Origin of the sequence: Pseudomonas yamanorum, assembly GCF_900105735.1 — a bacterium.
In the GTDB taxonomy this organism is placed as follows: Bacteria; Pseudomonadota; Gammaproteobacteria; order Pseudomonadales; family Pseudomonadaceae; genus Aquipseudomonas; species Aquipseudomonas yamanorum.
The window spans coordinates 2305578-2329956 of record NZ_LT629793.1 but is presented as its reverse complement, the minus strand read 5'-3'; the positions used below and the strand labels follow the sequence as shown (position 1 = coordinate 2329956).

The 24379-nt window shown below is 58.5% G+C and carries 18 protein-coding genes; 7 read left to right on the top strand and 11 right to left on the bottom strand.

Annotation, left to right across the window (positions count from 1 at the left end):
• Window positions 1-21: 21 nt before the first annotated feature.
• Both BLU46_RS11185 and BLU46_RS11180 read right to left on the bottom strand, forming a co-directional pair.
• Window positions 22-963: a FecR domain-containing protein gene (locus BLU46_RS11185; RefSeq protein ID WP_093201600.1), complete on the bottom strand. Its 942-nt coding sequence runs from the start codon at window positions 961-963 to the stop codon at window positions 22-24.
• Window positions 960-1448 (bottom strand): sigma-70 family RNA polymerase sigma factor, encoded by a 489-nt coding sequence (locus BLU46_RS11180; protein ID WP_063033066.1) that lies wholly within the window; start codon window positions 1446-1448, stop codon window positions 960-962. The genes BLU46_RS11185 and BLU46_RS11180 overlap by 4 nt, the downstream gene beginning before the upstream one ends.
• Window positions 1449-1607: 159 nt before the next feature.
• On the opposite strand from BLU46_RS11180, the gene BLU46_RS11175 reads away from it, so the two are divergent.
• The 6 genes from BLU46_RS11175 to BLU46_RS11150 all read left to right on the top strand — a co-directional run bounded on the left by BLU46_RS11175 (window position 1608) and on the right by BLU46_RS11150 (window position 7880).
• Window positions 1608-1910, top strand: coding sequence for a DUF3649 domain-containing protein (locus BLU46_RS11175; RefSeq protein WP_093201596.1), 303 nt, complete (start codon window positions 1608-1610; stop codon window positions 1908-1910).
• Window positions 1907-3481, top strand: coding sequence for a PepSY-associated TM helix domain-containing protein (locus BLU46_RS11170; RefSeq protein ID WP_093201592.1), 1575 nt, complete (start codon window positions 1907-1909; stop codon window positions 3479-3481). Before BLU46_RS11175 ends, BLU46_RS11170 begins: the two co-directional genes overlap by 4 nt.
• Window positions 3482-3808 carry a DUF3325 domain-containing protein gene (locus tag BLU46_RS11165; protein ID WP_093201588.1) on the top strand — a complete coding sequence of 109 codons (327 nt, stop codon included), beginning with the start codon at window positions 3482-3484 and terminating at the stop codon, window positions 3806-3808. It abuts the gene before it with no gap.
• Between the two features lie 8 nt (window positions 3809-3816).
• The gene (locus tag BLU46_RS11160) at window positions 3817-4380 is read left to right on the top strand and encodes an RNA polymerase sigma factor (protein ID WP_063033062.1); all 564 of its coding nucleotides are present in this window, start codon (window positions 3817-3819) and stop codon (window positions 4378-4380) included.
• Window positions 4377-5366: a FecR family protein gene (locus BLU46_RS11155; protein ID WP_063033061.1), complete on the top strand. Its 990-nt coding sequence runs from the start codon at window positions 4377-4379 to the stop codon at window positions 5364-5366. Before BLU46_RS11160 ends, BLU46_RS11155 begins: the two co-directional genes overlap by 4 nt.
• Window positions 5367-5639: 273 nt before the next feature.
• Entirely contained in the window at window positions 5640-7880 is a 2241-nt protein-coding gene (locus BLU46_RS11150; RefSeq protein ID WP_093201580.1) for a TonB-dependent receptor, read from the top strand.
• Window positions 7881-8002: 122 nt separating this feature from the next.
• Here BLU46_RS11150 and BLU46_RS11145 read toward each other — a convergent pair whose 3' ends face one another.
• Both BLU46_RS11145 and yejK read right to left on the bottom strand, forming a co-directional pair.
• Window positions 8003-8365 carry a glutaredoxin family protein gene (locus tag BLU46_RS11145; RefSeq protein ID WP_093201575.1) on the bottom strand — a complete coding sequence of 121 codons (363 nt, stop codon included), beginning with the start codon at window positions 8363-8365 and terminating at the stop codon, window positions 8003-8005.
• A complete protein-coding gene (gene yejK / locus BLU46_RS11140; RefSeq protein ID WP_003212745.1) occupies window positions 8365-9369 on the bottom strand; it encodes a nucleoid-associated protein YejK in 1005 nt (334 codons plus the stop codon). The genes BLU46_RS11145 and yejK overlap by 1 nt, the downstream gene beginning before the upstream one ends.
• Before the next feature lie 397 nt (window positions 9370-9766).
• On the opposite strand from yejK, the gene BLU46_RS11135 reads away from it, so the two are divergent.
• Window positions 9767-10048 (top strand): HU family DNA-binding protein, encoded by a 282-nt coding sequence (locus tag BLU46_RS11135; RefSeq protein WP_017476062.1) that lies wholly within the window; start codon window positions 9767-9769, stop codon window positions 10046-10048.
• Window positions 10049-10112: 64 nt separating this feature from the next.
• Here the strand turns inward: BLU46_RS11135 and rlmF are convergent, their stop codons facing one another.
• The 7 genes from rlmF to BLU46_RS11100 form a co-directional block, all read right to left on the bottom strand.
• Window positions 10113-11135 (bottom strand): 23S rRNA (adenine(1618)-N(6))-methyltransferase RlmF, encoded by a 1023-nt coding sequence (gene rlmF / locus BLU46_RS11130; RefSeq protein WP_093201571.1) that lies wholly within the window; start codon window positions 11133-11135, stop codon window positions 10113-10115.
• Between the two features lie 153 nt (window positions 11136-11288).
• Window positions 11289-16481: an RHS repeat-associated core domain-containing protein gene (locus BLU46_RS11125; RefSeq protein ID WP_172834531.1), complete on the bottom strand. Its 5193-nt coding sequence runs from the start codon at window positions 16479-16481 to the stop codon at window positions 11289-11291.
• Window positions 16482-16762: 281 nt separating this feature from the next.
• Window positions 16763-19609 carry a valine--tRNA ligase gene (locus BLU46_RS11120; RefSeq protein WP_093201562.1) on the bottom strand — a complete coding sequence of 949 codons (2847 nt, stop codon included), beginning with the start codon at window positions 19607-19609 and terminating at the stop codon, window positions 16763-16765.
• Window positions 19610-19792: 183 nt separating this feature from the next.
• Complete coding sequence (locus BLU46_RS11115; RefSeq protein ID WP_093201557.1) at window positions 19793-21721, bottom strand: hypothetical protein; 1929 nt, start codon at window positions 21719-21721, stop codon at window positions 19793-19795.
• A gap of 127 nt (window positions 21722-21848) precedes the next feature.
• Window positions 21849-22259, bottom strand: coding sequence for a hypothetical protein (locus BLU46_RS11110; protein ID WP_063033055.1), 411 nt, complete (start codon window positions 22257-22259; stop codon window positions 21849-21851).
• 7 nt (window positions 22260-22266) lie between these two features.
• A complete protein-coding gene (locus BLU46_RS11105; RefSeq protein WP_063033054.1) occupies window positions 22267-22695 on the bottom strand; it encodes a DNA polymerase III subunit chi in 429 nt (142 codons plus the stop codon).
• Window positions 22696-22888: 193 nt separating this feature from the next.
• Window positions 22889-24379, bottom strand: coding sequence for a leucyl aminopeptidase (locus tag BLU46_RS11100; protein ID WP_093201553.1), 1491 nt, complete (start codon window positions 24377-24379; stop codon window positions 22889-22891).

The window sequence follows — 24379 nt, the reverse complement described above, 5'->3', positions numbered from 1 at the left end:
CTCACGGTTTTTGAAAATAATTCAGGCACGGGCTTCGACGGTGACCCAGTAGCGGGTAAATCGACGGACCTTGACCGGCAGGCTGACTTGCAGCAGGTCCAGGATTCGCTCGCTGTCGTCCAGCGGGTAGCTGCCGGAAATCAGCAGGTTGGCCACTTGCGGGTCGCAGTTGAGCTGGCCGCGACGATAACGGCTCAGTTCGGCGAGGAAATCTTCCAGGCGCATGTGGGCCGCCACCAGCATGCCATCGGCCCAGGCACCGCTGCCGGCATCGGTGGGGCGTGCGGTGTCCCAGCCTTTGCGGGTGAAATTGACCTGATGGGCTTTGTCGACGGAGAGCGGCAAACCGCTATAGGTGTTGGGCATGACGTCGACGTGCCCGTCGAACACTGCCAATAGGGTGTGATCATTGAACTGCCGCACGTTCAGCCGTGCCGCCTGGGCGCTGAGCAGGCCCTGGGCGGTGACGATCCGCAGCGGGCTGTTGCCGGTTTTGGCGGTCAGCTGGATTTCGCCTTCGAGCAGGCGGATCAAGCGTTGCTGACCCTCAAAATGCACATCCACCGCACTGCCGGTGTTGAGCTGCAACTGGCTGCCATCGGCCAGCTGGAACGTGCGCCGCTGGCCGATGGGGCTGCGGTAGTCGGCACTCAACGGCGGCAGGATATGTTGCTGGCGCAAACCCCAGGCCGCTGCCGACCCGGCGCCGAGTATCAGCAACAACTTCAGGGCCTGGCGGCGACTGTTGGATTTCGGTGCATTCAAGGCGGCGTGGGCCAACGGTGACGGCATCCCGCGCAGCCGCTGGTTCACTCGCTGGATTTGCTCCCAGGCCCGCTGATGTTCGCTGTGGGCGTCCAGCCATTGTTGCCAGGCCGCCTGTTTGCGCGGGTTGAGTGGGCCCTGCTGCATTTCCAACAGCCAGTGCACCGCTTGTTCGGCGACTTGCGTTGAGAAATTCATAGGGCGAAGTAGCAGCGCATCGCTGCTTTATTCAGGTGGCGCTTGACCGTGGCGATGGAGATCCCCAGTTCCGCTCCGATTTGCGCGTAGGTCAGGCCGTCGAGCTGGGCCAGCAGGAACGCGCGTTTAACCAGGGGCGCCAAGCCATCCAGCAACTGGTCCAGCTCCATCAGGGTTTGCAGGATGATTGCCCGCTCTTCTTCCGACGGTGCCGTGTACTCGGGCATTTGCGCCAGGGCGTCGAGGTAGGCGCGCTCCAGGTCCTGACGGCGGTAATGGTTGAACAGCACACGCTTGGCGATGGTGGTGAGGAAGGCGCGGGGTTCGATCAGCGTCGGGGTTTCCCGTGCGGTGAGCACGCGAATGAAGGTGTCCTGGGCCAGGTCGGCGGCACTTTCCGGGCAGCCGAGCTTGCGTCGCAACCAGCCGGTGAGCCAGTGGTGATGGTCGTGGTACAGGACTTCAACAGTGTTGGACGGCTGCAACGCGCACACTCCGGCAGCATGGGCATGCTTTAGAGAACAAGAATTGTTCTCATTGTAGGGCGCGTAGGCGGGTTCGGCAATTACCAGTGATGCGTTCTCTTTTGCTTATGAGAACCTTTATCATTAATATTGCGCCCTGACGAACCTGGCGCCTTGTGCATGAAACGCAAAACCTCACTTCCCGTTTCCTACCGTCTTGCCGTGACTTCGCGGGTACTGGCGGCTGTGGTCGGCGGTTACTTGCTGGCGTCACTGGTCAGCGTGTGCATGGCGTTTTGGTTGCCCACCAGCCGCGCCGATGCAGTGATCAGCGGCATGCTGAGTTCGTTTGTGTTCTATCTGCTGGCGGTGATCTGGTGTTTTGCCTGCCGCACTGCCTGGCGTGCCTGGTTCGGCGTGTTGCTGCCCAGCGCGATGCTGGCCGCGTTCGCCGGGTTGACGTACTGGATGGCACGCACATGAAAGAGGGCTTCCGTCAGGCCATGGCCTGGTTGCACACCTGGGCCGGGCTGATCTTTGGCTGGCTGCTGTTTGCGATTTTCCTGACGGGCACCTTGTCCTATTTCAAGGACGAAATTACCCATTGGATGCAGCCCGAAGTGCAGGCGCATCCCGTCGACAACGCCCGTAGCCTGGCCGCCGCCCAAACCTATCTGCAACAACAGGCGCCCAATGCCGCGCGGTGGTTTATCACCTTGCCAAGCAGCCGGGAGCCGGGCCTGTCGGTGATGTGGCAAGACAAGGTCGACCCGGGCAAACGCGGCAATTTCATCGAAAAACTCATCGATCCCGTCAGCGGCGAGCAGATCCAGGCCCGGGAAAGCATGGGCGGCGAATTCTTCTATCGCTTCCACTTCCAGCTGCAAATGCCCTATCCGTGGGGCCGCTGGCTGTCGACCATCGCCGCGATGGTGATGTTCGTGGCGCTGATCACCGGGATCATCACCCACAAGAAAATCTTCAAGGACTTCTTCACCTTCCGCCCGCGCAAGGGCCAGCGCTCCTGGCTCGACGGGCACAACGCCGTGGGCGTGCTGGTGTTGCCATTTCACTTGATGATCACCTACAGCAGCCTGGTGATTTTCATGAGCATGGTGATGCCGGCGAGCATTCTCGCCTCTTACGGCAACGACACCCGTGCGTTCTTCAATGATGTGTTCCCGGCCACCGACAACGCGCCAGCCCTTGGCCAACCCGGGCAGCTGTTGCCGCTGGGGCCGATGTACGAGCAGGCGCGTGAGCAATGGGCCGGTGGGCATGTCGGACGGCTGGTGGTGAATAATCCCAGCGATGTGAACGCCTCGGTCAATGTATTCCGCGCCGGGTCGGATCGAGTGGTGCACGACTTTGGCAGCACTGTCTCATTCAACGGCACCACCGGCGAGCTGCTGCGGGTCAGCGGCGAGCAGTCGCTGCCGGCGGCAATTAGTGGCAGCTTCTACGGTTTGCACATGGGCCACTTCGCCGGCCCGGTATTGCGCTGGCTGTATTTCATCTGCGGCCTGGCGGGCACCGCAATGATCGGTACCGGGCTGGTGATGTGGCTGGGTAAGCGCCAGCTCAAGCACGCCAAAACCGGTGTGATGCCCTTTGAGCTGCGGTTGGTGGAAGTGCTGAATATCGCCAGTATGTCCGGCTTGATGATTGCCATCGCTGCATTCTTCTGGGCCAACCGCCTGTTACCGGCAAGCTTTGCCGGGCGCTCGGACTGGGAAGTACAAGCCTTCTTTATTGCCTGGGGCTTGAGCGTTCTGCATGCGATTGTCCGCCAGGGGCGTCGCGGCTGGGTTGAGCAACTGAGCGTGGGCGCGCTGCTGTTTATTGGCGTACCGGTGCTCAACGCGCTGACCACGTCCCAGCATTTGGGGGTGTCCCTGGCCAACGGTGATTGGGCCATGGCCGGCTTCGACCTGACGTGCCTGGGCAGCGGCGTGTTCCTCGCCTGGGCTGCGTGGAAAATGCAGCACCGCCGTGTCCCTCAGCCCAAGGCCGAACGCGCCCGCCCGTTGACCCTCAAGGGCGAGGTGAACTGAATGCTCCTGGCGCTGCTGCTGTGTTACGCAGGGTTTACCGCGTTGTGCCTGTCCATGGACCGGCACCATGGCGAACTGCTGCACAGTAAACCCACGCCCCGTCGGCGTCTGGGTTTGCGCGTGGGCGGCTGGTTGCTGTTGATCGTCTCGATCTGGCCGGTGGTGCTCGCGACGGGTTGGAGCCAGGGCCTGGTGGAGTGGTGCGCGGTGCTGATGCTCAGCGGGTTGCTGCTGGTGTTGCTGTTGCCGTATCGGCCAAGGCTGGCCTTGATCCTGGCGGGCGTCGGCCTGCTGGCCAGTCCGGTTGCGGCCTTCGCGACCCTTTGAGTCCACCGTTGATGATCACCACGCCTCCCGAACATCAAGAGCAGCACGCAGACGCGGCAGGCGGCCGTGCGCATTTCCTGCAGGTGTTCCTGTCCCAGCGTTCGCAGATGGAAGCGTTAGTCAGTCGCCGGGTGGGTTGCCGTGCGACGGCGGCAGACCTGGTGCAGGATTTGTTCCTGCGCTTCTGGCGCCGGCCACTGGTACAGGTCGAGGAACTCAGCACTTACCTGCTGCGCTGCGCCGGCAATATCGCTATCGACCACCTGCGCAGCGAAGGCGCCCGGGTGCGCAGCAGTGAAGGCTGGCTGCCGGAACAGCAGGATAACCAGGGCTCCGAGCCCCAGGCCGCGCTGGAGGCGGGCAATGATCTGCGCCATGTCGAAGCGGCCCTGCGCAGCTTGCCGGAACGTACCCGGCAGATTTTCCTGCTCAACCGCATCCATGGCCGCAAGTACGCGGAGATCGCCAAGGCCATGGGCCTGTCCCAAAGTGCCGTGGAAAAACATATGATGCGTGCCCTCGAAGCCTGCAAGGCCAGCCTTCGTGAACCATCGCCAAGGAAAGCCCCGTGAACGCCACTGCCCGCGTCACCCCGACGCCCGACCAGGAACAGGCCGCACTGGCCTGGCTGAGTTTGTTGCACGACCAGCCCAGCAGTGGCGACCAGGCCACGTTCAGCCATTGGCTGCGGGCTGATCCGGCGCATGTCGAGGCCTACGCCCAGGCCCAGGTGCTGTGGGAATTGAGTGAAGTACCGGCCAGAGCGTTGGCGGATGAGGATGCCCTGGCGTTGCAGGGTTACTTGAGCGCGATGAATACCTCGAAACGCTCCAGCGTGCGGCGCTGGTCTGGCGCCCTGGCCATGGCCGCCTGCCTGATGCTGATGATCTCGATGGGCGCCGGCTGGCAGCCGTCGCGCTGGGTCGATGATTTCGGCGCGGATTACGTCACCGCGCCGGGTGAGGTGAAGACCGTGACCCTGGCCGATCAAAGCCAGGTCACCCTGGACGCCGACAGCGCCATTGCGGTGGATTTCAGCCATGGTGAGCGCCATATCCAACTTCGGCGTGGCGCCGGCTTTTTCAGTGTGACCCACACGGGCGAGTCCTTCGTGGTCGAAGCTGGTAGCGGTGAAGCACGGGTGCTGGGTACGCAGTTTGAGGTGCGCCTGCAACCGGCAGGTGCGCAGGTGACGGTGTTGTCCGGCCGGGTTGGCGTTACGCCGTCGAAGTATGGTCAGCAGCAGATTCTGACGGCCGGCCAGCAAGTGGCTTACGCCGATGGTGTCGCCGATGAGTTGCACGCGGTCGACAGCGAGTCGCGCCTGGCTTGGCGCGACGGTTGGCTCAACTACTACAAGGCGCCCCTGGCCGACGTAGTGCAAGACCTCGGCCGCTATTATCCCGGTCGTATTCTTCTGCTCAATGACGACCTCGCCGCTCGGCGTGTCAGTGGCAGTTTCCCGAGCAAGGATCCCCAGGCGGTGCTCAATGCGCTGCAGGCCGTCTTGGGGTTTGAACAGCACACGCTGCTCGGTCGGATGATCGTATTGCGCTAGGTACAGAGCGCTACGCTGCAATAGCGTAGCGCTGTCATTACTTGCACCTTCCTTCCTCGAAGATCCCCATGCCTCGGCACATCGGTGTCCGTAGACCTTTCATTTAACCTTCATCGCAATCGCCAAAACCTGTAACCAAATCGTTACGTGATGCACGGATGATCCTCGGATTCCTGAGCAGGTGGTCAGGAAGATTGGCGGCGCTGTTCACCCAGCCAAAACCGCCAATACCTCCCCCATAACAACAGATAGATGCATGTAAGGGATCTACTCGTGACCTACAACAAACTCTATGCCCTGCTTTTAGCATCGGGCCTGGGCGGCTTTGCGCCGCTGGTTCTGGCAGACGACTCCCAGGATGTCGGTTCGGTGCACGTCGCAGGCGAACGTACCCTGGGCACCGGCCACATGATTCAGGAAGAAAGCGCCAAGGCCCGGTCCACCGTGACCAAGGAAGCCATGGACGAAATGTCCCCGACGGCCAACGCCATCGACAAGCTCAAGTACACCCCGGGCATCAACGTATCCAACGATGACGCCAGCGGCATGAGCGGCACCAGCTTCACCATGCGCGGCATGAACTCCGACCAGGTCGGGGTTTCCATGGACGGCGTGCCGATCAACGACTCCGGCAGCTATGGCGTGTACGCCAACCAGTTGGGCGATCCGGAAAACGTCGGCGAAGTGTTTGTCACCCAGGGCTCCTCCGAAGCGGACGGCCCGCACATCGGCTCCAGCGGCGGCAATATCGGCATGGTCACGATCCGGCCGACCAAAGAGCCAGGCTTGTTCGTCAAACAATCCATCGGCTCGAACAACCTGACAAAGTCCTTCGCACGGCTCAACACCGGCGACCTGGGTGGCTTCAAGACCTGGGTCTCGGCCTCTCACACCGAAGGCGACAAGTGGCGCGGCAAGGGCACTGTGCGCGGTGACAAGGTGGAGTGGAGCACGCTGTTCGAAGACGACAATGGCAACTCCAGCAACTTCACCATGAAGTACAACAAGCAGGAAAACTACAACTACAACACCCTGAGCAAGGCCCAGTTCCAACAACAGGGGCGGCGCCTGGATTACTCGGAAACCCCGGTCTACAAAAACGGCTTGCTGTCGTCTTCCTACAAGCTCAACCGCAACCCTTTTGAAAGTGTCATGACCACCTTCACCCAGCGCTGGCGTCTGCGTGATGACCTGGCCCTGACGGTTGCGCCTTACTACTACTGGGGCAACGGCGGCAGTTTCAGCGGCCAGACCGCGACCAACCTGGGGCCGAAGTCCGACAAGGCCGGTAACTACGACCTGGGTAACCTCCAGTCGGCCAACTACTATCGGCCGTCGTGGACCGAGACCTGGCGCCCTGGTGTCACGGTCAAAATGAAATGGGACATCAACGAGGAACACAGCCTGGATTACGGTTACTGGTACGAGCGCGCTCGCCAGCGCCAGACCCAGCCGTATATCGGGATCAACAGCGAAGGTGCACCCGACGACATCTGGGGTGATTACAACAGCGGCGGTCAGGTGGTCGACAAGAACGGCAAGACCGTCCAGGGCCGCCACCAGTACACCGTGACCCCGGCCCAGAAACTGTGGGTGCAGGACAGCTGGCAAGCCACGCCAGACCTGAGTTTTGTCGGCGGGCTGGCGTACCAGTACGTCGAGCGTGACGGCGACAACCTGGGCAGCCTGTACGACAAGCCGGAAAAGCGTAACGCCCGTTACCATCAGTTCCTGCCGAACTTCAGTGCCAAGTACCAGGTCGACGAGAGCAACCAGGCGTTCTACAACGTCACCCGCAACATGCGCACCCCGCAGAACTACGTGCTGTACAACAAGGGTGACTCCCTCAACCTCAACCCCGAGTTGAGCTGGAACCAGGAGCTGGGCTGGCGCTACACCGAAGAGAAAATGGCCTTGAGCGCCACCCTGTTCTACATCACCTTCAAGGATCGCCAGCTGTCGACCACCGACTTGAACGGTGACTACGTGATGGCCAACGTCGGTGACGTGACCAACAAAGGCCTGGAGCTGGAGTGGAGCGGCCTGCTGCCATACAACTTCAACTACTACGCGTCGTACACCTATACCAAGTCCGAGCAGCAGGACGACTTTGTCAGCAAGAACGTGTTGTTGCCGACCAAGGGCAACCAGTTGGCCAACGTGCCGGAAAACATGCTCAACCTGGTGTTTGGTTACGACGACAAGCGCTACTACGGCAACATTGCCGGCAAGTATGTCGGGGCGTTCTACGGCGATTTGACCAACAACGAGAAAATCTCCGGGCGCACCGTGTTCGACCTCAACGCCGGTATCTACCTGCCGGTGGACAAGAAGGTCATCAAGTCGGCCGCGCTGCGCTTCTCGATGCTCAACGTGTTTGATAAGGAATACTTGAGCTCGGCACGCACCGTTTCGTTCAACTCGGCGCCAGTGAATGGCCTGGCGGCCAGCTCGGCGTATTACAACGTGGGTGAAGAGCGTACGGCGATGGTTTCCCTGGAGGCCAATTTCTAATCTGTACGCAACCCAATGTGGGAGCGGGCTTGCTCGCGAATGCGGTGGTTCAGTCAATACATCTGGCGACTGCCCCACCGCTTTCGCGAGCAAGCCCGCTCCCACATTTGATCTGTGGTGTTTTACAGAGCGAGTGACTTCAGGGCCGCCATGATCGCTTCAGGGTTGTAGTCGCGAATCAGCGTGCCATTCACGTCCACAAACGGAATCCCGCCGCCACCCAGCGCCTCGTACGCCTTGCGCGCCTGGGCGTCCTTCTCGATATCGAACGCCTGGTAGGGAATCCTCTTGGAATCCAGAAAGCGCCGGATCTGTTTGCAGTAGCCGCACCACTCGGTGGAATACAGCACTACGCGCGCTGCCGCGCGTGTTTGCTCCGGCACCACCTGCGAGTGGTTGAACAGTCGCTCGATCTTGCCCCAGTTCTGGAAAACCACCACCACCAGCAACACCAGCAGGACTTTCTTCAGAACCCCGCCCAGCATCAGTTGCGACGCTTGAGCTGGTCGGTCAACTGGGTTGGCAGGCCCTTGATGATCAAGGTGCCGGCGGCTTCGTCGTATTCGATCTTGTCGCCCAGCAGGTGCGCTTCAAAGCTGATGGACAAGCCTTCGGCGCGCCCCGTGAAGCGACGGAACTGGTTCAGAGTGCGTTTATCTGCCGGGATTTCCGGCGACAGGCCGTAGTCCTTGTTGCGGATGTGATCGTAGAAGGCTTTTGGCCGATCTTCATCGATCAACCCAGACAGCTCTTCCAAGCCCATTGGCTCGCCGAGCTTGGCCTGGCTGCTGGCGTAGTCCACCAGGGTCTTGGTTTTCTCGCGGGCGGACTCGTCCGGCAAGTCTTCGCTTTCGACGAAGTCGCTGAAGGCCTTGAGCAGGGTGCGGGTCTCGCCCGGGCCGTCGACGCCTTCCTGGCAGCCGATAAAGTCGCGGAAGTACTCCGAGACTTTCTTGCCATTCTTGCCCTTGATAAACGAGATGTACTGCTTGGACTGCTTGTTGTTCTGCCACTCGGACACGTTGATCCGCGCGGCGAGGTGCAGTTGGCCAAGGTCGAGGTGGCGTGACGGCGTCACGTCCAACTGATCGGTCACTGCCACGCCTTCACTGTGGTGCAGCAGGGCGATCGCCAGGTAATCGGTCATGCCCTGTTGATAGTGGGCAAACAGCACGTGGCCGCCGGTGGAGAGGTTGGACTCCTCCATCAGCTTCTGCAGGTGTTCCACCGCAATGCGGCTGAACGCGGTGAAATCCTTGCCGCCGTCGAAATATTCCTTCAACCAGCCACTGAACGGATGCGCGCCGGACTCGGCATGGAAAAAGCCCCAGGCCTTGCCTTGTTTGGCGTTGTAGCTCTCGTTGAGGTCGGCAAGCATGTTCTCGATCGCGGCCGACTCGGCAAGCTCGGAGTCGCGGGCATGGAGAACTGCGGGGGTGCCGTCGGGTTTTTTGTCGATCAGGTGGACGATGCAATGACGGATCGGCATGGGCTTCTCGGCTGGTTGAAGGGGAGTGGTCGGGCTCCCGGAAAAAGTCGCCAGTGTACCGCACCCGCTGGGGATGGCGCTGTTCGGAGGGCGTTTTGAGCGCCATCCGACGGGCCATATGCCTTTTTTTCACGGTTTAGAGCGATAAAGCTGACCAAATGGGTATGTTGAGGCGGATATTTCCCCGTCTCTGTGCTAGTTTTGCCCCGTCTTACGCGCAGTCTGGGCGTTAAGCGTGCATTCAGCATTTGTCAGGTCGAACCAAACCCGGTTTCAGGTATCTATAACCCCGATCTTCGTGGTTATAGCCCTTGGGTGCCAGGCCTTGATGGCAGGGCTCGATGGCTGACACTGCACTCTGCAATCCAAATGAATTTGATAGGGAAGGAACACCACAATGGCTATTACTAAAGACCAACTGATCGCTGATCTGGCTGAATCCACTGGCGCCACCAAAGTTCAAGTGCGTGCAGTGATTGAACAACTGAGCCAGATCGTTGCTGATCAGCTGGAAAACGGCGGCGAAATCACTCTGCCAGGCGTTGGCAAACTGAAAGTGACCGAGCGTCCTGCCCGTACTGGCCGTAACCCTTCGACTGGCGCTGCCATCGAAATCGCTGCCAAGAAAGTTATCAAGCTGGTTGTGGCAAAAAGCCTGACCGACGCTGTTAACAAGTAAGACGCAGCAAAAAAAACCGTGCTCCGGAGCGATCCGGGCACGGTTTTTTGTTGCCTGCGATTTATCAGTCTTTACGCGCCCAACGCTGGCGCCACACCTGTTGTTCGCTCGGGGTCTGGAAAGTCCAGGCGACGAAGCGGCTTTGCTTCTGGCCCTGGGACATCTCCACCACCTGGCTTTCCAGTACACCGGCCTTTTTCAGCGCAGTCTGGATCGCCGGCAGGTTTGAGGCCTTCGACACCAAGGTGCTGAACCACAGCACTTTGTGCTGGAAATGCGCGCTTTCAGCGATTAGCTGCGTCACAAACCGCGCTTCACCGCCTTCACACCACAATTCCGCCGACTGGCCACCGAAGTTCAGTACCGGCAACTTGCGCTTCGGATCAGCCTTGCCCAGTGCACGCCATTTGCGTTCGCTGCCCTTGGTCGCTTCATCCATGGAGGCGTGGAAGGGCGGGTTGCACAGGGTCAGGTCAAAACGCTCGCCCGGCTCCAGCAGGCCCAGCAGGATCTGCTTGGGATTGGTTTGCTGGCGCAGCTGGATGGCCTTGTTCAGCCCGTTGGACTGCACGATCGCCTTGGCGGCAGCCACGGCCGTCGGGTCGACTTCCGAACCGAGGAAATTCCAGCGGTACTCGCTGTAGCCGATCAACGGGTAGACGCAGTTGGCGCCCATCCCGATGTCGAGCACCTTCACCGGCGCGCCACGGGGGATCACGCCTTCGTTGACGCTGGCCAGCAGGTCGGCGAGGAAGTGCACGTAGTCGGCACGGCCCGGGACCGGTGGGCACAGGTAATCAGCCGGGATGTCCCAGTGATTGATGCCGTAGAACGCCTTGAGCAACGCCCGGTTGAACACCCGCACCGCGTCGGGGCTGGCGAAATCGATGCTTTCCTTGCCGTACGGGTTGATGATCACGAATTGCGCCAGTTCCGGCGTGGTCTTGATCAGCGCCTGGAAGTCGTAACGGCCCTGGTGGCGGTTACGCGGATGCAAGGTGGCCTCTTTGCGCGGAACGACGGGCTTGGCCGGCGTGGTGGGTTTTGGCTTCTTGCGCGGTGCTTTGGGTGTGCTGGGGGCGGTCATGGGCTGCGTCGATTCTGCGTGTGTTTCAAAAGTGGCGGGTATTGTCACACATAAATCGGACTCCCAAATTGGTATGTGGTGTTGAAAAGTGCCTCGAATTGAAAATTCAAAGGCCGGAATGCTCAAAAAAAGCATCCCGGTCGTGTGCTTGGGTCAGTACCAACCGAAGGCTCGTCTGAAGCTTTGAATCAAGGGCGGGGTGTTATATGGCATCGTTCCGCGGCAGAAGTTTCCGACAATACGGTCGTAGGTAAAACCTTGAGTAGCAAGTTCATCAAGAAGATCTCCTAATAATACTGTACTGGTTGGTCGTACGATGTCGGCATTCAGTAGCTTGGCCATTGTTTCTAATTGAGTTTTATAATTGGATGTCAGTGCGCCTATAGACATATGTTCGGTAATTGTAAATTCGTCAAGTATATAGTTCGGAATATCTGTCGCGCCAGGTGCGTACCGATAGGGGGTGGTTCCCGTTATTCTCGTCTGCCAACTGGATTTAACATCGGCAGCTTTGACGCCGACTGCGGAGCGGAATTGGAACTCGGTATTAGGCATAGGGGGGAGTTTATACTGGCTTTCCATCGCAAAGCCATGGGCGTCAATGAACAAGATGTTAGCGTTCTGGCCGCCGCTGTAAATTTCATAAGTGGAGCTTACGGGAGTTCCCAGAACAGAAGCATTGACAGTGCCGCTCTGGGACACGCCAGGAGGTAAGTTCCCTCTACGAGGGAGGACTTGCTGCACGGTTCTTTCCCAGATAGGGGTCGCCGGCCTTGAGCTAATATATGGCGTAACTCGTGCCGCTGCTTGCGCAGCCGTCCGAGCCGCTGCTACAGCGCCTGTGACAGCAGTTACTCCGCTTGCAATTCCCGTCCCGAATGAAACCCAGCCAAAAATACCAGACAACGCTGGGTCGCTTTCCTGGATGGCTACTGCTGCTATGCCGAACCCGGCGGAAGTGATTGCAAGCCCAGTTGCGACTATTGCCCAACCAATCGATGCGCCTCCTGTAAAGGGCGCCGCAACAACACCTATTATTCCTATGACTGCGGCTGTGACTATGCCTACCCCGATGCGATCCCACATGCCCCCAGGATGAGTGATAACAACCTCCTGATTGAAGATTTCTGATCTCCCGCTTGGGTCGCTATAGTTTACCGGGTCGTTGTGGCAGTAGCTGCGTGTGTTGGCTCCTCCTTGGCCAAAGGGGCTCAAGGTATCCGGGGACTGGAAGTTCTGAGTTTCGGGGTTATAAACCCTTGTCCCGTTGCCCAGATGGTAATTGCCGTTGACACGGTCGATGGGTTGACCGTTGAAACCGATCCAACTGTGGTGCTGCCAGTCATGAGGCCTGTACCCGAATGGCGTATAGGAAAATAATGACGAGCTATTATCGAGTGTGTTTAGGCTGGCAATGACTGTACCTTTGATATCTCTGATTTCGAAGGAATAGCTGACGGTCGCAGCTCCTGCGGAAACGCCAAGCGTATTTTGCTGCAACAAGCAGGCGCTGCTCTTGTTCAGCAGAACAGACAGCCTGTTATGCAACTGCCCCTGAATGTTTATGACGCCTTTGCGGGCATATTGAAAGTCGCCCTGATAGTAGAAAAAGTCGTAATAGTCAGGGCCTGCGCATCCGACGATCTGGCCAATATTATTATAGGAATAATCATAAGAACCTTTCGCCAAGTTCAAGTTGCCCAGGCGCCCACCGGCAGCGTATTTAAGCGTGCCGCTGGCGCCACCGCTCAGATAGCCCTCGCGGTCGTAGGTGAACGTAAATATCTGAGAAGTAGAATCGGGTTTCCAGCGGGTGACACTGATTAACTGATTCGGGTCTGTTGTTGAATACTGGTAAACATCCGGGAACATACGGCCGTTTGCCGTGTTGTCGCATTGTTTCAGGTTGCCGGCCAAGTCATAGGTAAATGACTGCCGATCCAGCACCAGACCTTCGGGCGTTACCGGTTTGCGCGGTCCTTGACATGTATAGGACGCCAGTCGACCTTGGGCGTCATAACCAAAGGTTTCTTCGCGCAAAAGCGTGCCGTCTTCATACAGTGCCATGCTGGCGATCTGATTAGTTCTTCCATAGCTTTGAGTGAGCCTGAGTGTCTTGAAACCGGAGGACTCGAACGTGCGCTCAATCTCTCGATCAGTGTCATCGTACGTATAACGCGTGAGTACCGCTCGACCAACCGCTATGGCAGTAACCGTTTCAGTCGACAGTCGGCCGTTCTCGTCATAAAGGAGGTTAGTTGTTGCATTAGCGCTGCTTGCCCTGATCACGCGTCCTTGAGTGTCGTAGCTCTGTGTTGTGGTATTGCCAAATGCGTCTGTCTCACTCAGGAGTATTCCGCGCAGTGAGCGGGTATATGTCACGGAACTGGTGGCTGAGTTACTGTTACGTTCGATACCACCGGTGATGGTTTCGGTGGCGAGGTTGCGTGTTACGTCATAGTCCGCATTTAGAGTAACCGGAATGGGTTGAGTAGACTCGCTGGCTCGTACAACGCTGGCTTTCGACCATGCGGAAGCGTCTTGGTAAGTAAAGCTCGTCGTCCGCCCACCAATGGTCGATTGGACCACGCGACCCATGCTATCTACTGTTCGTGTGCCCAATGTGATGCTCTGGCCGGCTGACTCGAGACGAGCAGCGCTCGCCGTAGCCGAGAGGGTATGGGGTGGATATTCGTTGACGGTGGTCTCACCTGCGGCGGTAATGCGCGTCATTCTGCCAAAAGCGTCATAGGTGTACAGGCGATCAGGGGCGTTGGATGAGGACTCCTGTGACAAGCGCCCCAGTGCATCGTAAGTACTGCTGTAAGAGTGCGTCAGTTGGCCATTGGCATGCAGATGGGTTTCAAATCGTTGCACTCCACCGCCATCATCACGCCGTGTCGTAGTGCTCGCAACATGACGTGTTCCGTAATTTGTCCACTGGGACTGTTGCAGTGTCACTGGATCATAGTCGAACCCCTGGGTCACGCCGCCAACCCATTCTATTTTGGAGATAGCGCCCCAGTCGTCGTAGCTCAAATTGCGCGTGCGACTTAGAAAAATCGAGCCGTCCGGACGGTAGTCATGTTCGGTGATCGTACTTTCACGGTTCCTGATGTCGTAGGTCATCGTGGCCATTGTCAGCCATCTACGTTCATCCGAGTGCAGTCTTTCACTTTGAATCTTCCGCCCGAGTTGATCAAGAGTCTCACGGGTTTGTTCTCCGAGTGTGCTGGTTCGGGTAACGGTGTTATGTGCCGATGAATTTGAATCGCTGTAAGTAAATCCTGTCGTGATTTTTGATGTGTCGTCCGCATAGCTTGTCTGCTCGGTCACGCGTCCTAGAGCGTCATACTTGTAATCAGTGGTGTTGCCTAGGGTATCGCTGGAGGACAGAAGTCGGTCGAAAAGAGTCAGGCGCGTCTCTTCAGTGGTGATTTCTGGCGAATTCCCCGGGGTCACTCGAGTTGCGGTGGTCAGTTCATTACCGGTGAGTGTGTAATCGAAACGGGTGCTGATCGTGGAGTTGGCAACCGTCTTGCCAGACGAGTCCAGAATACGTTGGGTGGTGGCGCTTACTCGTCCGTGATGTATTGAATTTACGTCCTCGTTATAACGGGTCTCTTCTACCGTCATGCTGCCATTTTGCCAAGCGTTGAGCCTGCCTGCTGGGTCTCCTACAGGATTGAAAATGGTCAATTTAATAGTGGGTTTGACGGTGGGTCCTCTGACCTCAGAGCCCCTTACCGGTACGTCACCGTAACCGTAGAACGTCCACTGCAAATCGAGCCGTTGGCCATTGCGTGTGGTATAGACCTTTTCGGATTCGATGAAGACCTTGAAGTAGTTGGAGTCGCCTGGGCAGCTCACATTCACGGGCAGATTCGCGGTCTGGGTTGTAGTTGTCGTGGGGGTGCGATGTGCAATGGTGGTACGTATTTCCTGAGTTCCCCAAGTAAGCCCTGAATTGCCGAAAAGCAGGCCGCCCCATCCGATAGGATTAACATAGTCGCCGATCCAGTCTCCGGCACTCGCATTCGGGTCTGTATATGTTTCCTTTCGGACTAATATCTCTAACCTGGGCGCACCCTGATAATAGGTCCATTCAGTAGTGACATCATTTTCTGTTCGGCTGAGTGGGTTCCCAAGAGTATCCATCGTTATCGTGCTGGATTCTGTGCGGGACTGCCCTGCTTTGTTTGTGAAGGTAGTACGAGTGGTAGACGTAAATGAAGTGTCGGTATTTGAAATGTCGGACTCTACCGTTTTGGTGTTGCTGCCGGAGGTCTGGACCTCTTTGAATTGGCGTTGGTTATTATCAAAGTAGAATTCTGTTTTCTCAGAAGTGGCACTGTCGATGACAGTGGTTTTGCCGTCAGTGAACGTATAAGTTTTATCGGTATAAGGCTGTGAGTTGAAGGTTTTAGTATGTTGGGATATTTTTTGTTTGTCGGCAGAGTAGCTCAGGGTGTCGTTCAGGCCAGAGTCGCGTGATATTTGGTTAATCCTGGATATCTGGATTGATCCAGGTATTGGGTTTACCGGTTCGTAGCTGTACCGAGCCACGTCGACTGTCCCGTTTTTGGCTGATTTTACCAAGCCTGCCGTAGTGATCTGAAAGTCATATGAATAACTTTGCGCTGTATCAGGATATACGGTGAAGGTCACGGCTCCATCAACCACAGGCCGGCGTGTGTAATTCGCATCGGTGGAGGACCTGTTGTGGTCTGGGTAGGCAATCTTTAATAATACCTGCGAATCATCCGAGACGGAGGTGAGGCGTGGAATGTCCCAATCAACGAGGCCGGAGGGACCTAATTGCTTATAGTCTTCCCAATTGAGCGTGAGCGCGTGACCTGTAGGAGTAATCACTTTTTTAAGGATGTAATAGATCGCATCTTCTCGGTTGTTGAGCGGATCCGGCACAATCAATGTGCTTATGTGTCTCTCAAGAACTTCTACGGTTCCGTCCTTCCAAATGACTTTCATGGTGTTGGAGCCGCCATCGGGAAAGTTGACGGTAAAGTTGGGTGTGCCTTTAAATTCGTTTTCAGAAAAGGACCATGCTTCTCCTCTGGATAAATACATTATTGATGTGGTCCGGCTTAGGCTGGTTGGACTCCATAGTAGGTAGTGACTTAGGCGCATGCTCCAATTTACAAAAGTCAGGTCTTGTAGTTCCGGTGAATAGAACAGGTTGATGTCAAGAGTCGGGCCTAGCCCGTTGTTGCCTTTCAGCTGGGCGATGGGGATGTAAGTATGGAACTTTCCCGACTGTTGAGCTACACCATGAATCATGGGGCTTAAGGTATCAAAGAGTTGATACGCTTCGGTCTGGGTGGTCATGACATTCGCCTCGCTTGAGTGAAAATGAAAGCCAGCCATATTTCTTCGTTTGAAATTTAATGTGGCTGTTTTCATACTACGAGGACAAGCGGGAGCCCTCTACTGTCATAGTTGACAGTTTTTTATAACTGATCGAAGTAATTGCTATGTTATTTAGTTTGTCTATCGTTTGTAGGGCACATGTTGGAAACGCTCAGCGTCCGGCACAAACCAAAAATGCCAAGACCAGATCAAATGATTGATCTGTCTTGGCATTCGGTTTTTCCGTAGATTCAGCTACCTCACAGGCTGGATATACGCGCGTGCTGCTCCGCCAGCTTGCCCAAAGCCTGTTCAGCTTCAGCCAGTTTGGCGCGTTCCTTGTCGATAACTTCAGCCGGGGCCTTGTCGACGAAGGCGGCGTTGGACAGCTTGCCGCCCACCCGCTGCACTTCGCCTTGCAGGCGCAGGATTTCCTTGTCCAGGCGCGCCAGTTCGGCACCTTTGTCGATCAGGCCGGCCATCGGCACCAGCACTTCCATCTCGCCAACCAGTGCGGTGGCGGACAGCGGTGCTTCGGCGCCAGCGGCCAATACGGTGATCGACTCCAGCTTCGCCAGCTTCTTGAGCAGCGCGTCGTTCTCGGTGAGGCGACGCTGATCTTCGGCGCTGGCGTTTTTCACGAACACGGCCAGTGGCTTGCCCGGACCGATGTTCATCTCGGCGCGGATGTTGCGCGTGCCCATCATCAGGGTCTTGAGCCACTCGATATCGCTTTCGGCCGCCTCATCAATGCGGGCTTCGTTGGCCACGGGCCAAGGTTGCAGCATGATGGTCTTGCCGTCTTTGCCCGCCAGCGGCGCGATGCGCTGCCAGATTTCTTCGGTGATGAAAGGCATGAACGGATGCGCCAGGCGCAACGCCACTTCCAGTACGCGCACCAGGGTGTGACGGGTGCCGCGCTGACGTTCGATCGGCGAGTTCTCGTCCCACAGCACGGGCTTGGACAGTTCCAGGTACCAGTCGCAATACTGGTTCCAGATGAACTCGTACAAGGCCTGTGCCGCCAGGTCGAAGCGGAACTGGTCGAGTTGACGGGTCACTTCGGCTTCGGTGCGCTGCAGCTGGGAGATGATCCAGCGATCCGCCAGGGACAGCTCGATGGCCTCGCCGTTCTGGCCGCAGTCTTCGCCTTTATCCAGCACGTAGCGCGCGGCGTTCCAGATCTTGTTGCAGAAGTTGCGGTAGCCTTCGACGCGGCCCATGTCGAACTTGATGTCGCGACCGGTGGACGCCAGCGAGCAGAAGGTAAAGCGCAGGGCGTCGGTGCCGTAGCTGGCGATGCCATCGGCGAACTCGTCGCGGGTCTGCTTCTCGATCTTCTTCGCCAGTTTCGGCTGCATCAGGCCCGAGGTGCGTTTCTGCACCAGGGTTTCCAGGTCGATGCCGTCGATGATGTCCAGTGGGTCCAGGACGTTGCCCTTGGACTTGGACATCTTCTGGCCCTGGCCATCACGCACCAGGCCGTGGACGTACACGGTCTTGAACGGTACCTGCGGCGTGCCGTCTTCGTTCTTCACCAAGTGCATGGTGAGCATGATCATCCGGGCAACCCAGAAGAAAATGATGTCGAAACCGGTGACCAGCACGTCGGTGGAGTGGAATTTCTTCAGGAATTCGGTCTGTTGCGGCCAGCCCAAGGTGGAGAACGTCCACAGGCCCGAGCTGAACCAGGTGTCCAGTACGTCGTTGTCCTGTTGCAGCGCCACGTCCGGGCCGAGGTTGTGCTTGGCACGAACTTCGGCTTCGTCGCGGCCAACGTAGACCTTGCCCGACTCGTCGTACCAGGCCGGAATCCGGTGGCCCCACCACAGCTGACGGCTGATGCACCAATCCTGGATGTCACGCATCCACGAGAAGTACATGTTTTCGTACTGCTTGGGCACGAACGCGATGCGGCCGTCTTCCACGGCGGCAATTGCCGGCTCAGCCAAAGGTTTGGTAGACACGTACCACTGGTCGGTCAGCCAAGGCTCGATGACGGTGCCGGAACGGTCGCCTTTCGGCACTTTCAGGGCGTGGTCGTCGACGCTTACCAGCAGGCCCGCGGCGTCGAAGGCGGCAACGATCTGCTTGCGCGCTTCAAAACGGTCGAGGCCCGCGTATTCAGCCGGGATCTTGCCGTCGATGCTTTCGTTCAGCGTGCCGTCGAGGTTGAACACCTGGCAGGCCGGCAGCACAGCGGCGTTCTTGTCGAAGATGTTCAGCAGCGGCAGGTTGTGGCGCTTGCCGACTTCGTAGTCGTTGAAATCGTGGGCCGGGGTGATTTTTACGCAGCCGGTGCCGAATTCAGGGTCGCAGTAATCGTCCGCGATGATCGGGATGCGACGGCCAACCAGCGGCAGCTCAACGAACTTGCCGATCAGCGCCTGGTAGCGCTCGTCGTTTGGGTTAACCGCGACGGCGGCGTCGCCAAGCATGGTTTCCGGACGGGTGGTGGCGACGATCAGGTAATCATTGCCTTCGGCGGTCTTGGCGCCGTCAGCCAACGGGTACTTGAGGTTCCACAGGAAACCTTTCTCGTCGTGGTTTTCCACTTCAAGGTCGGAAATTGCCGTGTGCAGCTTGGTGTCCCAGTTGACCAGGCGCTTGCCGCGATAGATCAGGCCGTCTTCATGCAGGCGCACGAAGGCTTCTTTCACAGCTTCCGACAGGCCGTCGTCCATGGTGAAGCGCTCGCGGCTCCAGTCGACGGACGAGCCCAGGCGACGGATCTGACGGCTGATGTTGCCGCCGGACTGATCCTTCCATTCCCAGATTTTCTCCAGGAATTTCTCGCGACCCAGGTCGTGACGGTTCTGGCCAGTGGCTTCCAGTTGGCGTTCCACCAGCATCTGGGTGGCGATACCGGCGTGGTCGGTACCTGGCTGCCACAGGGTGTTGCGACCCTGCATGCGGCGGAAACGAATCAGGGCATCCATGATCGCATTGTTGAAGCCATGGCCCATGTGCAGGCTGCCAGTGACGTTCGGTGGCGGAATCATGATGGTGTAGGCATCGCCCGCGCCTTGCGGAGCGAAATAATTCTCGGACTCCCAGGTGTTGTACCAGGAAGTTTCAATGGCGTGCGGCTGGTAGGTCTTATCCATGCGCGGCGGGACCCTATTGGCATTTGCTGAAGAAAAGCCGGTGAGTATAGCGGGGATGTGCCTATGGGCGTAGAGCCAGGTGATGATGAGGGGGGAAAGTCATCTCTGTTCTGTAGCACGTCACGCCATCCTGCTCATGGGATAGTACGAGCGTGATGGCGTGATGGCGTGACGGCGGGCGGCTCAGAAGTTATAGGTCACGGTTGCCCATGGCGACGCCCAGCTGGCGCCGTCGCTGGCGAGTTGAGCCACTATCACCACAGCGGTACCGTCAGGCTCAAGCCTCAGGTCCTGCGTCGGCGGGATACGCCAATTGCCATTGGCGTCTGCTTTTACGTTGCCATACGCCGGGTTGTAGTCTTTGCCATACGCATAGATATCCGTATTGGGGGCGGCCCTGCCTGAGAGCTGCGGCTGTCGAGTCGTCAGGCGTTCGTTGTTGGCGGGACTGTCAACAATGGGAGCGCTGCCGTAGGGCAGGGCTGAGCTGGTTGGTGCGGAAAGGTTATAGGTCACCGTCGTCCAAGGTGACGCCCAGCCAGCGCCGTCGCTGGCGAGTTGAGCCACTATCACCACAGCGGTACCGTCAGGTTCAAGTCTCAGGTCCTGCGTCGGCGGGAGACGCCAATTGCCATTGGCGTCTGCTTTTACGTTGCCATACGCCGGGTTGTAGTCTTTGCCGTACGCATAGATAACCGTATTGGGGGCGGCCCTGCCCGAGAGCTGCGGCTGTCGAGTCGTCAGGCGTTCGTTGTTGGCGGGACTGTCGACAATGGGAGCGCTGCCGTAGGGCAGGGCTGAGCTGGTTGGTGCGGAAAGGTTATAGGTCACCGTCGTCCAAGGTGAAGCCCAGCCAGCGCCGTCGCTGGCGAGTTGAGCCACTATCACCACAGCGGTACCGTCAGGCTCAAGCCTCAGCTCCTGCGTCGGCGGGAGACGCCAATTGCCATTGGCGTCTGCTTTTACGTTGCCATACGCCGGGTTGTAGTCTTTGCCGTACGCATAGATAACCGTATTGGGGGCGGCCCTGCCTGAGAGCTGCGGCTGTCGAGTCGTCAGGTGTTCGTTGTTGGCAGGACTGTCGACTATGGGAGCGCTGCCGTAGGGCAGGGCTGAGCTGGTTGGTGCGGAAAGGTTATAGGTCACCGTCGTCCAAGGTGAAGCCCAGCCAGCGCCGTCGCTGGCGAGTTGAGCCACTATCACCACAGCGGTACCGTCAGGCTCAAGCCTCAGCTCCTGTGTCGGCGGGATACGCCAATTGCCATTGGCGTCTGCTTTTACGTTGCCATACGCCGGGTTGTAGTCTTTGCCATACGCATAGATATCCGTATTGGGGGCGGCCCTGCCTGAGAGCTGCGGCTGTCGAGTCGTCAGGCGTTCGTTGTTGGCGGGACTGTCAACAATGGGAGCGCTGCCGTAGGGCAGGGCTGAGCTGGTTGGTGCGGAAAGGTTATAGGTCACCGTCGTCCAAGGTGACGCCCAGCCAGCGCCGTCGCTGGCGAGTTGAGCCACTATCACCACAGCGGTACCGTCAGGCTCAAGCCTCAGCTCCTGCGTCGGCGGAAGATGCCAATTGCCATTGGCGTCTGCTTTTACGTTGCCATACGCCGGATTGTAGTCTTTGCCATACGCATAGATATCCGTATTGGGGGCGGCCCTGCCCGAGAGCTGCGGCTGTCGAGTCGTCAGGCGTTCGTTGTTGGCGGGACTGTCGACAATGGGAGCACTGCCGTAGGGCAGGGTGCCACCGGTGACTGGAGGCACCGAAGGAGTGATCGGAGGCACTGAAGGGGTGATCGTATCTGTAGGAGGTACTACAGGGGGGCTTGGCGTTGGAGGCTGAACATTCGCCTCGATATAAACATTGGTGTTCGCCGCGTATTCGCCAGTTGACGTTGTATAAGCAGTGAAGGCGTATATGCCGGCCGGCAGCTCTACCGCTGACCGAACCAGCCAACTGCCATTTGTGTCGACTATGGTTTTCGCCAGGCCGATCCCGGTGTTGCTCTGACACACAGTAATTTCGGTACCTGGTGCCCCCTTCCCCAGAAAAATCGGTCTGTTTTGTGGAAAGATTTTTGTGATCGGCGAGAAAACTGTTGGTGCGCTCATGCCGTTTCTCCTGAAGAGTTAAGAGGCTGTTGCCACTTTCTCTCGCAGAAACGGGTTGAATCTACTGTTAGAAATAACAGTTTCGATGAGCGGTCTCGAATTCAAAACCGCTCTGATCTTTTACCGGTCAGGATTGGTACTGGCTCAACAACCGCTCCATGCGCGCATCCAGTCGGCGCTTGATCTCGGTTTCGATATGCGGGGCAAAATCGTCGATCACGTCTTGCATGATCAGTTGCGCAGCAGCGCGCAGTTCGTTGTCCAAGTGCAGCAGCAGGGCGTCGGGCGCTTTCTCCGCGGCAGGCACGGCAACCGCCGGCGCGGGTGCGGGTGCGGCTTGCTCCACGGGCGTTTCGACAGGGTCCGGCGCAACAGGCTTGCCACCGACCATATCGAACAGCAAGGGAATTTGTACGTCACCGTTGACCGCATCGGTCAGCAGCGGCGGTTGCAGGTCATCATCACCGAGCAGCTTGCGGATCGACTCAAGGTCGTCCAGCAGGTGGTCAGGGTCTTTTAGCGGGTTTGGAGTGTCCATCATGTGCTCAAAGTCGTTGTAGCCGGTGATCTTGCAGAGAATAGCCCTGTTCACGGTAGAAACGGAAACTCTCCCGTGCGGCCTGACGAATAGCCGGGTCTTCCACCACCACTTCCGCCACACGGGCGAAACTCTTGGCGAAGGCCGGTACTTTCAGGTCGAGGTTGACCAGCAGGTCTGTGTGATCGCCACAGTTATCGCCCAAACCCAGTACCACCAGGCCTTCCGGCTCTGATTCGGCGGGACCGTGGGGCACGAAGCTTTCGCCCTTGAAGCGCCACAGGCGGGCGTCGAGGTCATCACGCTGGGCGGCATCGCTGCAGTGCAGGTAGATGCGGTGGCCCATGCGCCAGGCTTTTTCGGTGAGCTTGCAGGCAAAGTCCAGGCGCGCGGAAGGATCGGCGCTGGGCAATATATAGAAGTCGACTTGGGTCATTGGGGGTCCTGATAGCCGCGCCGCATGTGTAAATACTGTCTGATCGACCACCACGAAAACCCCGTAGCAGCTGTCGAGCCTGAGCGAGGCTGCGTTGCGGTGTGTCAGATACTCCGCTGACGCAGCCTCGCCGGGGCTCGGCAGCTGCTACGGTCGGGGCGGCGTTGGAATCGCCGCCCCGGGGTCGTCAGTTTCAGGCTTTGGCGCGGTCCAGCAGGTACTGGGTCAGCAATGGAACCGGACGGCCAGTGGCGCCCTTGTCCTTGCCGCCGCTGGTCCAGGCAGTGCCGGCGATGTCCAGGTGCGCCCAGTTGAAGTTCTTGGCGAAACGCGACAGGAAGCACGCAGCGGTGATGGTGCCGGCTTTCGGGCCGCCAATGTTGGCGATGTCGGCGAACGGGCTGTCCAGCTGTTCCTGATATTCATCGAACAGCGGCAGTTGCCAGGCGCGGTCGTCTGCAGCCTGGCCGGCGCTGAGCAGTTGGCCGATCAGTTCGTCGTTGTTGCCCAGCAGGCCCGATGTGTGGGCGCCCAGGGCAACCACGCAGGCACCGGTCAGGGTGGCGATGTCGATCACGGCTTGCGGCTTGAAGCGCTCGGCGTAGGTCAGGGCGTCGCACAGCACCAAGCGGCCTTCGGCGTCGGTGTTGAGGATTTCCACGGTCTGGCCGCTGAGGGTGGTGACGATGTCGCCCGGACGGGTCGCGCCGCCGCTCGGCATGTTCTCGGCGCAGGCCAGGATGCACACCAGGTTGATCGGCAGCTTGAGTTCCAGCACGGCACGCAGGGTGCCGAACACGCTGGCGGCGCCGCCCATGTCGTACTTCATCTCGTCCATGCCCAGGCCCGGCTTGAGGCTGATGCCGCCGGTGTCGAAGGTGATGCCTTTGCCGACCAGGGCAAATGGCTTCTCGGACTTCTTGCCGCCGTTGTATTGCATCACGATCAGGCGTGGCGGCTGGTCGCTGCCCTGGCCCACGGCATAGAACGAGCCCATGCCCAGTTCCTTGATCTTCTTCTCGTCCAGGACTTCGACTTTCAGGCCCTTGAATTCCTTGCCCAGCGCCTTGGCTTGCTCGCCCAGGTAAGTCGGATGGCAGATATTCGGTGGCAGGTTGCCCAAATCACGGGTGAAAGCCATGCCGCCGGCGATGGCCTGGGCGTGGGTCACGGCGCGTTCGACTTCAGCCTGGGCGGCCTTGATGGTCAGCAAGGTGACTTTCTTCAGGGCGCGGGGTTCAGCCTTGGTGCTCTTGAACTGGTCGAAGATGTAGCCGCCATCCAGCAGGCTTTCGGCCAGCAGACGGGTCTTGCCGTAGCTGTCGCGGCCCTTGACCACGATCTCGTCCAGCGCCAGGGCTGCGTCGGTGCCGCCCAGGCCCTTGAGGGTGTTGAGGATGCCGGCGATGATCTTGCGGAACGGACGGTCGCCCAGTTCGGCGTCTTTACCGACGCCCACCAGCAATACGCGGTCGGCTTTAAGGTTAGGCAGGCTTTGCAGCAGCAGGCTTTGGCCGACCTTGCCGGCCAGGTCACCGCGCTTGAGGACTGCGCTGATGGCGCCGCCGCTCAGTTCGTCCAGTTGCTTGGCGGCAACGCCGAGCTTGCGGCCTTCGCCGACAGCGACCACGAGGGTGGCGGTTTTCAACGTTTCGGGGCTAACGCTTTTTACAACCAGTTCCAT